Annotated in this window: 9 protein-coding genes and 1 pseudogene; 9 read left to right on the top strand and 1 reads right to left on the bottom strand. The window is 46.7% G+C overall.

The window, feature by feature from the left end; genetic code table 11:
- Nucleotides 1-222 precede the first annotated feature (222 nt).
- The 8 genes from BLW34_RS15860 (at nt 223) to BLW34_RS14425 (ending at nt 5691) form a co-directional block, all read left to right on the top strand.
- A complete protein-coding gene (locus BLW34_RS15860) occupies nt 223-417 on the top strand; it encodes a hypothetical protein (RefSeq protein WP_143037959.1) in 195 nt (64 codons plus the stop codon).
- A gap of 472 nt (nt 418-889) precedes the next feature.
- On the top strand, nt 890-1285 hold the full coding sequence (locus BLW34_RS14455) for a PRC-barrel domain-containing protein (protein WP_090581057.1): 396 nt from the start codon (nt 890-892) through the stop codon (nt 1283-1285).
- Nucleotides 1286-1669: 384 nt separating this feature from the next.
- Complete coding sequence (locus tag BLW34_RS14450; RefSeq protein ID WP_256203820.1) at nt 1670-2011, top strand: ElaB/YgaM/YqjD family protein; 342 nt, start codon at nt 1670-1672, stop codon at nt 2009-2011.
- A gap of 187 nt (nt 2012-2198) precedes the next feature.
- A complete protein-coding gene (locus BLW34_RS14445) occupies nt 2199-2468 on the top strand; it encodes an ElaB/YgaM/YqjD family protein (protein WP_090581060.1) in 270 nt (89 codons plus the stop codon).
- Nucleotides 2469-2655: 187 nt separating this feature from the next.
- Nucleotides 2656-2922 carry an ElaB/YgaM/YqjD family protein gene (locus tag BLW34_RS14440; protein WP_090581054.1) on the top strand — a complete coding sequence of 89 codons (267 nt, stop codon included), beginning with the start codon at nt 2656-2658 and terminating at the stop codon, nt 2920-2922.
- 13 nt (nt 2923-2935) lie between these two features.
- Nucleotides 2936-3388, top strand: a complete 453-nt coding sequence (locus BLW34_RS14435) for a phage holin family protein (RefSeq protein ID WP_090581051.1) — start codon at nt 2936-2938, stop codon at nt 3386-3388.
- Between the two features lie 37 nt (nt 3389-3425).
- Nucleotides 3426-3857, top strand: a complete 432-nt coding sequence (locus BLW34_RS14430; protein WP_090581047.1) for a hypothetical protein — start codon at nt 3426-3428, stop codon at nt 3855-3857.
- A gap of 367 nt (nt 3858-4224) precedes the next feature.
- On the top strand, nt 4225-5691 hold the full coding sequence (locus BLW34_RS14425; RefSeq protein ID WP_090581044.1) for an IS5 family transposase: 1467 nt from the start codon (nt 4225-4227) through the stop codon (nt 5689-5691).
- Between the two features lie 23 nt (nt 5692-5714).
- Here BLW34_RS14425 and BLW34_RS17160 read toward each other — a convergent pair.
- Nucleotides 5715-6056: pseudogene (locus BLW34_RS17160) on the bottom strand (IS982 family transposase); the annotation flags it as partial.
- 498 nt (nt 6057-6554) lie between these two features.
- Here BLW34_RS17160 and BLW34_RS16640 point away from each other — a divergent pair.
- Nucleotides 6555-6738 (top strand): hypothetical protein (locus BLW34_RS16640; protein ID WP_218138883.1); only part of this gene is annotated, 184 nt, incomplete at its 3' end.

The following is a 6738-nucleotide window of genomic DNA, read 5'->3' as shown; positions in this document are numbered from 1 at the left end:
GAGATCCTGCCCGGCACTGCCGAAAATATGATTCGAATCGCCATGATGAAAATAACACTTGCAAAATGCGTCTAATGTTTTACCAGACAGCTTCTTAGTGGTCATTGCACCACCACTTTGGCACTTTGATGCCGTTTTGGATAGTGGGCGTCTATTCCTTTATCTTTAACACCGTCCTTTAAAAAACACCGGAAGGCACTACAAGTGCGTCTGGCAAAGGCAATGATAGTCACACCACGGTCTTTTTCGCCCCTCCTGGTAACGGATCGATATTCAGCGCTTGATAGATGGCGGCAAGCGCTGACTCTGCGCGCGTGGCTGCGTGTCGGATATACATGGTCGCGACGTTACTGCAAAGCTGGAATCAAGGCAATACTGAAAAGCGGCAGCGCTACCGGAAGCGTCAAGCCATGGTAGAACCCGTCTTCAGCCAGTTACGGAGTCGGTAAGGTTTACACCGATTCCCCAGGAAAGGCCTGCAGGGTGTCAAAGTCGAGTTTGCCCTGCATGCCATGGCGTACATTTTGGGCCGGGCTTTAGTAGCAGCCCTTGTGCGCACCTTACATCCGTCACCTAGGCGGGATGCCCGCGTTTCGACTAATATTCAGCTTTTGACTATGATCAGCACCAAATGCCTCTGGTGCCGATCAATCTGGAAAACAATGCCATGATTTGATAGTGAACTGCAGGTTAATGGGGGTTTTACGACGACCCCAAGTGGAGAGAGTTGTCGTTTAAGTGTGTTAGCGCACAGACCGTGTTCAGTTCCATGTGTAAAGTCATGCTTACAGCGCGTAGAGATGGTTGTGCACGTTTAAATTGTTAGGTTTTAGCGAGCGCAAGAGGATCACAAGAACATTTTGTAAAGTCGTTTTGATAGGAGATGAACATGAGTTATGAAGATCGCGATACCTATGGTATGTACAAAAACAGAACAGATGGACCTGGACCTAAGTTGATGGGTGCCGACACATTGATTGGAAATGATGTCTACAATCAAGCGGGTGAAGACTTGGGTGACATTAAAGAAATTATGCTGGATACGACCAATGGTACTGTAAGTTATGCGGTGTTATCCTTTGGCGGTGTTCTCGGACTAGGAGAAAAGCTTTTTGCGGTACCTTGGAAAGCATTGAAGCTCGATACGGAGAATAAGCGTTTTGTGTTAAATGTTAATAAAGATCGCCTTGAAGATGCGCCAGGATTCGATAAGGATCGCTGGCCAGACATGGCAGACGAGTCTTGGGTGAATGAAATTCATTCTTACTATGGGATTAAACGGTAAGTAGATGATCTGCGTGGTTCGTGGTTCGCTTAGCCTATTTGTGATATTTTTAACCGCATCGGCAGATATGGCAGTAAGAATGAACCGTGTTTATCCGGTTAGCACCCAAAACTACTATATGTAGTATGTTTCCATTTAATATTAATACTATCTCTAGAAGTTTTGGAAAACAACCGGATAAGCACGGAATGAACTACTGAGCAGATTATTTAGTATCTTGTTAGCATGCTGAGCTCATGGAGCTTGCACCGTTAATCATTTAAGTCAATCAATTTTATTGAGCAAATTCAATTCATGATTGCTCAGAGTTAATGGTGCAAGAGCTAATTTTACTGATTCAGGCCTAGGCGTAACAGGCACTTCAAAAACAGAGAGGTAACTACTATGGGAACTATAGACAAAACATCTGAGTATGCGCATAAAGCGGCCGATAAGATTACCGATGTAACTCATCAGACCATGGATAAGCTTGGCGAGAAAGGAGAGCAGTTGATGAGAACTGTAGACAAAGCATCTGAGTATGCGCATAAAGCAACCGATAAGGTTACCGATGTAACCCATCAGGCCATGGATAAGCTTGGCGAGAAAGGAGAACAGTTGAAAAATATGGAAGAACGAATGATGAACGATTTCACTGACTATACTCGCAAGCACCCATTGAAGGCGGTAGCTATTGCGGCGGGAGTGGGCTTCTTACTGAGCAAGCTGTTTAGCAAAAATCGTTAAAGCATTCTTATGGATTCGGAAATCAAAGCAACGGTGAGAAAGTGTCTAATGGGAAAACTGCCGCACGCAGCCGCCCAGAGAACGATATCAGTGTATAGAAGATGAGCACTTAACAGTGAAAGAGCCAATCATTAATTCAGGAGCGAGCATGATACGCGCTTCAAATAGAAAGAGAAAGGTAACTACCATGGAAAATGTAGACAAAACAATTGTAGATAAAGCATCTGAAACAGTAGATAAAGCTTCTGAGTATGCGCACAAAGCGGCCGATAAGGTTACCGATGTAACTCATCAGGCCATGGATAAGCTTGGCGAGAAAGGAGAACAGTTGAAAAATATGGAAGAACGAATGATGAACGATTTCACTGACTATACTCGCAAGCACCCATTGAAGGCGGTAGCTATTGCGGCGGGAGTGGGCTTCTTACTGAGCAAGCTGTTTAGCAAAAATCGTTAAAGCATTCTTATGGATTCGGAAATCAAAGCAACGGTGAGAAAGTGTCTAATGGGAAAACTGCCGCACGCAGCCGCCCAGAGAACGATATCAGTGTATAGAAGATGAGCACTTAACAGCGAAAGAGCCAATCATTAATTCAGGAGCGGGCGTGATACGCGCTTCAAATAGAAAGAGAAAGGTAACTACCATGGAAAATGTAGACAAAACAATTGTAGATAAAGCATCTGAAACAGTAGATAAAGCTTCTGAGTATGCGCATAAAGCGGTCGATAAGGTCACCGATGTAACGCATCAGGCCGTGGATAAGCTTGGCGAGAAAGGAGGACAGTTAAAGAATATTGAGGAGCGATTAATGGATCAATATGCTGATTATACTCGTAAGAATCCTCTGAGATCAGTGGCTATTGCGGTAGGAGTGGGTTTCTTACTGAGTAGACTGTTTAACGATCGTTAAAGCATTAAATATCATGGATTCTGAAGCCAGAACAGATGAGAAGATCCCTGATGATCAAACTGCTACACGAAGCTCTTCAGAGAACGAGGTCAGCATACTGAGAAATGCTCAATCGTTATGGGATGAACTGCGCGCTCTAAGCCACGATCATTTCAAACTTGCTGTATTGGAAGCACAGCTGGCGGGCAAGAGCCTGGTTATAATGATAGTGGCGGGTGTGATGGTAGGCATTTTATTGAGTTCTGCTTGGATAGGACTGGTTGCAGCTATAGTAATAACACTAGCTGAGTATGGCGTGGTAGAAAACAATGCAATATTAATATTATTTACCGTCGCTTTTAATTTAATGCTTGTGTTGATTCTTTGGCGTGTAATAAGCGGCAAGAGTCAAGATTTACAGTTTCCGGCGACTCTCCGCAGCCTTCAGCCAGAGCAATCAGCACGGCAGAATATAGGAAAAACGTGATGCCCAGACTATACTTCAAACGAGAGCAAACCCGGCTATGTCTCTAACGGCCGAAATCAAGAATGCGGAGGAGCAGGTATTGAAACGACACAGGGCGGTTGATATCCGCTCTGCTAAGCTAATTCAAGATATTCAACAACAGCTGGCTTCTCCTTCAAGCTTGTTGATAGCAGGCGGTGTCGGATTTATCCTCGGTGAATTTACTAAGACCAGATCGTCCGGCTCTCATCGTACTGACTATGATAAGTCACACGCTACCGAGTCTACATCCATTACTCAATTTCTTAAGTCACTCGCGAGTGGGACTACACCCATTAATCAATTTCTTAATTCACTCGCTAGCGGGGCTACACCCATTAATCAACTTTTGATGACGGCTCTGAACCTTATGAACTCAGCGAATGCTCTATATATTGCTTTTAGCACCAACAAAAAACATGAAGTGAGACAGGCTGCAGATGATTCATGATTTTGCACTTTGATCTTTGCATATACTTGTTTGTGCCCGATAATTGCCAGAATTGAGATTAACTGATTTCTAGGGAATCTAATGAAGCTAGCCACTGTATGCTTTTGTAACGTGAGTTCGGTATAAAAATCATCACACCACGGCTGGAAGAACCTGAGAAAATCTAATATTAAGGGAAGGCTTCTTCTCGCGGAAAGTGTAAGCCACTAGCCCGGCTATCAAATTAACAAAGAAGTTAAATGGTCGGCCCTGCAAAATACCTGAGATCCGCATGAATTCTTCGTTTCAGGCAAAAAATTCACCTCCTAAACGCTCAAGAATTTATAATAACAGCATCTAAACCTGAGGGAAATCAAAGGTATTTAAGATGGCTATCGACGACTTTTTTCGCGCCCGTCTCGATCAAATGATCGACTTAAGACATCCTTTGGCTGTGCTGGCGGGACGAATACCCTGGTCTCAGATCGAGGCAGCTTTGGCACCTGCGTTTGAGCGCAAGAATCGTCAGGGCCAGGTAGTGGAGATCAACGATCTTTTCGGCACAACGCAGGTGATCGCTGGAGAGGGTGTCAGTGCTGCTGGCCGTCGGCGTCTACCGATCCGGCTGATGTCCTCTCTGCTGTATCTCAAGCACGCGTTCAATCTTAGTGATGAGGAACTTGTTGTTCGCTGGTCCGAGAATGTAGTATGGCAATACTTCAGTGGGCAAGAGTACTACACGCCGAAGCTACCCTGTGATGCCACGCAGATAGGCCGTTTTCGTACTGCGATTGGTGAAGCTGGCGTGGAAGCACTGATGAAAGCGACGATTGACACTGCGGTCCAGAGCAAGGCGGTGACGCCAAAGGAATTCGAGCGGGTTATCGTCGATACGACCGTTCAGGAGAAGGCCATCGCCCATCCGGTCGACAGCCGTCTGCTGGAGATCGCCCGCGGCAAGGTAGCCCAAGCCGCCAAGCGGGTGGGTATCACTTTGAAACAGACTTTTGCCAAGGAAGGCAAGGCATTGCGTCGCAAAGCCGGAGGCTACGCCCATGCTAGGCAATTCAGACGACTGCGGCGCGCTGTCAAACGGCAGTGTACGATACTCGGCATCGTGCTGCGTGAGATCAGGCGCAAGCTAACAACAGCGACGACGGAATGCGCCGCATCACTTGATCGCTTGAACACGCTGCTCGAACGGGCCGAGCGAATCCACAAGCAACAGCCTAAGGACAAAAACAAGCTCTACGCCCTGCACGCACCGGAAGTCGAGTGCATCGGAAAGGGGAAAGCGCGTAAGCCCTATGAGTTTGGCGTCAAGGCCAGCATCACCGTTACCCACAAGCAGGGGTTGATCGTGGGTGCTAAAACTTTTCCCGGCAATCCTTACGATGGCCACGTTCTCCACGAACAGTTGGAACAAACCAACATCTTGCTGGAAAGTTCAAGCGCAAAGCCGAAGCAGGTGGTAGTGGACCTCGGGTTCCGTGGAGCGAATGTTGATAATCCGAACATGGAAATCATCCATCGCGGCAAATACAAGTCACTAACGAGGCAGCAACGAAAATGGCTTAAGCGGCGACAAGCCGTGGAGCCAGCAATCGGACACCTGAAATCAGATCACCGGATGGATCGCTGCTGGTTACAGGGTAAACTGGGCGATGCGCTCCATGCAGTACTGTGTGCAACGGGTTACAACCTACGCTGGCTGCTGCGGGCAATGGTTCGCCTGGGGCTGAAGACAGCTTTTTTGCGCATTTTATTGCTTCGGTTGGCCAACGCTATAAGGGGTAAATTTACAACCGCTGATGTGAATACTCCGCATGCTAAATCTGTATTAGCAGCCGGGTGAATTTTGCAGGGCCGACTAAATGGGCTGCGATGGCGGGAATGTTCGATTTGTGAGATGTTTTTCAATTGATCGTTGACAGTCTCAATGATCGAGCGTTTACGCAACAAGAGTTTGTCAAACAATGGCAATAGTTTGTTTTTCATGTTCTTACGCACCTTGGTAACGAGCGTAACGAGCTGTACACCTTGCTCCCAGAGCTGCTCAAAGAGCGGCTGAGAGATGTAACCCCGGTCACCCAATAGTTTCCCAAACAAAGAGTGTGCCAGCTCAAGTACCGGATCACGGTCGTCGACATTGCCCGCCGTGATTTTCACTCCCAGCAACTCCCCTTGGTCATTGATGACCAAGTGCAACTTGAACCCATAAACCTAAACTCCTCTTTTAACCCGAACTGGAAGTCAAATGAAAGGTTGGCGAATCGAGTGGAGGATTTTCCGATCTAGCAGAGATAATTTTGTTGACGATATAGCGTACCAAAGTAGGCCAACGCTCTATTTTTGGCAACTGAGGCGCATTTGCTAAAATTGAGTCAAGACCCTTACGGATATTGGGGTCGCGATAGGAATGCCGGTTACCCGGCACCCCTCGCACAGATCCCAGCGTGCACTACTAATGCACTGGGCTCCTGCCTCAGATTCTGGCGGCAAAGCGCTCGAAGGGTAAGTCATGAAGTATCCGAATTGGTGGGGAAAAGCGTCTCCACAATTGTCCAAACCGCTCCCACGTCATGCACTGGTGCTGACTTCTTCGTCTTAGCGTGCGAATCCAGCACCAGGCCACACGATTGAAAAAGCATTTTAAACTAGTGTAACGTCCCCGACTAATATTTGGAAATGATAGAATTGGCGATTATGAGAACGCCAATGAAAATTTTACTGGGTGATAAGGACAAAAATACCCTGCAGCGATGGTTGAAGAGTCGAGCTGTTGGGCCAAAGCAAAAGTTACGAGTAAAGATCATATTAATGACAGCTGAGGGCCGGCCAACCGAGGAATTAATGAGTTTACTTAATGTCAGCAATCCGACTTTGAATCTCTGGCGCAAGC

The organism is Nitrosomonas sp. Nm58 (genome assembly GCF_900107335.1).
Lineage (GTDB): Bacteria > Pseudomonadota > Gammaproteobacteria > Burkholderiales > Nitrosomonadaceae > Nitrosomonas.
The sequence above is the reverse complement of the archived record's forward strand: the minus strand, read 5'-3'. Positions and strand labels throughout refer to the sequence as shown.

Excerpts from the sequence above, each read along its gene's own strand:
- BLW34_RS15860 (WP_143037959.1), top strand. The coding sequence starts at position 223 with ATGATAGTCACACCACGGTCTTTTTCGCCCCTCCTGGTAACGGATCGA.
- BLW34_RS14455 (WP_090581057.1), top strand. The coding sequence starts at position 890 with ATGAGTTATGAAGATCGCGATACCTATGGTATGTACAAAAACAGAACA.
- BLW34_RS14450 (WP_256203820.1), top strand. The coding sequence starts at position 1,670 with ATGGGAACTATAGACAAAACATCTGAGTATGCGCATAAAGCGGCCGAT.
- BLW34_RS14445 (WP_090581060.1), top strand. The coding sequence starts at position 2,199 with ATGGAAAATGTAGACAAAACAATTGTAGATAAAGCATCTGAAACAGTA.
- BLW34_RS14440 (WP_090581054.1), top strand. The coding sequence starts at position 2,656 with ATGGAAAATGTAGACAAAACAATTGTAGATAAAGCATCTGAAACAGTA.
- BLW34_RS14435 (WP_090581051.1), top strand. The coding sequence starts at position 2,936 with ATGGATTCTGAAGCCAGAACAGATGAGAAGATCCCTGATGATCAAACT.
- BLW34_RS14430 (WP_090581047.1), top strand. The coding sequence starts at position 3,426 with ATGTCTCTAACGGCCGAAATCAAGAATGCGGAGGAGCAGGTATTGAAA.
- BLW34_RS14425 (WP_090581044.1), top strand. The coding sequence starts at position 4,225 with ATGGCTATCGACGACTTTTTTCGCGCCCGTCTCGATCAAATGATCGAC.